1 protein-coding gene is annotated in these 3,309 nt (G+C 73.0%); it reads left to right on the forward strand.

Annotation, left to right across the window (positions count from 1 at the left end):
* The coding region (locus tag CU044_RS39745) for an SDR family NAD(P)-dependent oxidoreductase (RefSeq protein ID WP_240045857.1) at positions 1 to 3,309 on the forward strand (3,309 nt) is incomplete at both ends.

Here is a 3,309-nt window from a genome sequence, read left to right on the forward strand (position 1 = left end):
TACCGGAGCTCCGGTGGCCACGATCGACTCGCTGGTACTGCGCCCGGCCGCGCCGGACCAGGTCGCCGGCGACGACCGGGGCGACGCGCTGTTCGGCGTCGACTGGGCGCCGGTTCCCCTGCCCGACGGTGACGCTCCGACGACCGAGTGGAGCGACCTGGAGGCGTTGGCGGGGTCTGCGGAACTGCCCGACTTCGTCGTTCTGCCGTGCCCGGTCACTTCCGCGTCCGACCCGGTCGCGGGCGCCCACGCGGCGGCGCACTGGGCGCTGAGCGCGGTGCAGACCTGGCTCGCCGAGGAACGGTTCGACGCGTCACGCCTGGCCATCGTGACCAGCGGCGCTGTCGCGGCCACGGCCGAAGAGGACGTACGGAACCTCGCGCACGCCACGGTGTGGGGCCTGGTGCGGTCGGCCCAGTCGGAGAACCCGGACAGGATCGTCCTGGTCGACATCGACGATGAATCGGCCTCGCTCGACGCGCTGCCGTCCGTGCTGGCCACGGGAGAGCCGCAACTCGCCGTACGGTCCGGCTCCGCCAGCGCGCCGCGCCTGGCCAGGGTCCGGCGCTCCGTGGTGGACGATCCCGGCTTCGGTTCGGATGCGGTGCTGGTCACCGGCGCGACGGGCACGCTCGGCGGTCTCGTCGCCCGGCACCTGGTCGCGGAGCGGGGTGTACGGAATCTGCTGCTGGTCAGCAGGCGTGGTGCCGCGGCCGAGGGCGCGGAGGAGCTGCGCGCTGAACTGGTCGCGCTGGGCGCCGAGGTGGCGTTCGCGGCGTGTGACGTGGCCGACCGGGAGGCCGTCGCCGGCCTGCTGGCCGGCCATCGGATCTCCGCCGTGGTGCACACCGCCGGTGTTCTGGACGACGCCACGATCGGCTCGCTGACGGCGGAGCGGATCGATGGTGTGTTCCGGCCGAAGGTCGACGCGGCCTGGCATCTGCACGAGCTGACCCGCGACCTGGACCTCTCCGCGTTCGTCCTGTTCTCGTCCGCCGCCGGTGTGTTCGGCGGCCCCGGCCAGGGCAACTACGCCTCGGCGAACACCTTCCTGGACGCGCTGGCACAGCACCGCCGGGCCACCGGTCTGCCTGCCACGTCGCTGGCATGGGGTCTGTGGGCCACGGCCAGCGGTATCACCGGCCAACTCGACGAGGCCGACGTACGACGGATCACCAGCGGCGGCATGATCCCGCTCGGCTCCGCCGAGGGCCTCGCGCTGTTCGACGCGGCGAACTCCACGGGGCGCGCCGCACTGGTGCCGATCCCCATGGACCTGGCCGTACTGCACCGGCAGGCGCGCTCCCACCCCGTACCGCACCTCCTGCGTGGTCTGGTGCGCGGCACGGTACGCAGGACCGCCGAATCCGGGTCCGCGGCGGCCGGGTCCGCGCTCGCGCAGTCACTGGCGGGCCTGACCGAGGCCGAACGCGAGAAGGCTCTGCTCGACCTCGTCCGCACGCACGCCGCCACGGTGCTCGGTCACAGCTCGGCGCATGCCGTCGCGCCCGACCGCGCGTTCAGGGAGCTGGGCTTCGACTCGCTCAGCTCCGTCGAACTGCGCAACCACCTGAACGCGGCGACCGAGCTGCGGCTGCCCGCGACGCTGGTCTTCGACTACCCGACACCCGCCGCGCTCGCCGCCTTCGTCGGCACCGAGCTGGCGGGGGCGCCCGTCGTCGCGGCGCCCACCCGTACGGCCGTGACCGTGACCGACGAGCCGATCGCGCTCGTCGGTATGAGCTGCCGCTTCCCCGGCGGGGTGAGCTCGCCCGAGGACCTGTGGCGGCTCGTGCTGGACGGTGCCGACGCCATCAGCGAGTTCCCCGGCAACCGTGGCTGGGACCTGGACGCGCTGTACGACCCGGACCCCGACCACACCGGCACCTCCTACACCCGCGAGGGCGGTTTCCTGCACGACGCCGACCAGTTCGACCCGGCGTTCTTCGGGATCTCGCCGCGCGAGGCACTGGCCATGGACCCGCAGCAGCGACTGCTGCTGGAGACCTCCTGGGAAGCCTTCGAGCGGGCCGGCATCGACCCGGATTCGGTACGGGGCAGTGCGATCGGCGTGTTCGCGGGCGTGATGTACCACGACTACGTGTCGCGGCTGCGCTCCGTCCCGGAGGGCGTCGAGGGCTACCTCGGCACCGGCGGGTCCGGCAGCGTCGCGTCCGGCCGTGTCGCCTACGCGCTGGGCCTGGAGGGGCCCGCCGTCACCGTCGACACCGCGTGTTCCTCGTCGCTGGTCGCCCTGCACTGGGCGGTGCAGGCGCTGCGCCAGGGAGAGTGCACGATGGCGCTGGCCGGCGGTGTCGCCGTGATGGCGACCCCCGGTACCTTCGTCGACTTCAGCCGCCAGCGCGGCCTCGCCGCCGACGGACGGTGCAAGTCGTTCTCCGACAGCGCCGACGGCACCGGCTGGGGTGAGGGCGCCGGCATGCTGCTGGTGGAACGGCTGTCGGACGCCCGCCGCAACGGGCACCCGGTCCTGGCGGTGATCCGTGGTTCCGCGGTGAACCAGGACGGCGCCTCGAACGGTCTGACCGCGCCGAACGGCCCCTCGCAGCAGCGGGTCATCCGCCAGGCTCTGGCGAGCGCGGGCCTGGCCCCGTCCGATGTGGACGCGGTCGAGGCACACGGCACCGGCACCACGCTCGGTGACCCGATCGAGGCGCAGGCGCTGCTGGCCACGTACGGCAAGGACCGCGAGGGCGAGCCGCTGTGGCTCGGTTCGATCAAGTCGAACATCGGCCACACCCAGGCCGCGGCCGGTGTCGCCGGTGTGATCAAGATGGTCATGGCGATGCGACACGGTGTGCTGCCGCGGACCCTGCACGTCGGCGAGCCCTCGACGAAGGTGGACTGGTCCTCGAACGCCGTCGAGCTGCTGACGGAGGCCCGGCCGTGGCCGGAGAGCGGTCGCCTGCGTCGGGCGGGTGTGTCGTCGTTCGGTGTGAGCGGGACGAACGCGCACACCATCATCGAGTACGTGCCGGGCGAGGACCATCTCCCGGCCCCCGTCGACGGTGTCGTGCCGTGGCTGCTGTCCGCGCGGAGCGCCGAGGCGTTGCGGGATCAGGCGATCCGGCTGCGGGAGCATGTCGCGGGCGAGCCGGGTACCGGTCTGCTGGACGTCGGCTACTCGCTGGCGACAACGCGATCGGCCTTCGGCCACAGGGCTGTCGTCCTCGGCGACGACCGGGAGACGCTGCTGGACGGGCTCACCGCTCTGGCCGAGGGGCGGCCGTCCTCCGGCCTGGTCGCTGGATCCGTCGCCGTGGGCGGTGTGGGTTTCCTGTTCTCGGG

Origin of the sequence: Streptomyces sp. L-9-10 (assembly GCF_004151105.1) — a bacterium.
Classification (GTDB): Bacteria; Actinomycetota; Actinomycetes; order Streptomycetales; family Streptomycetaceae; genus Streptomyces.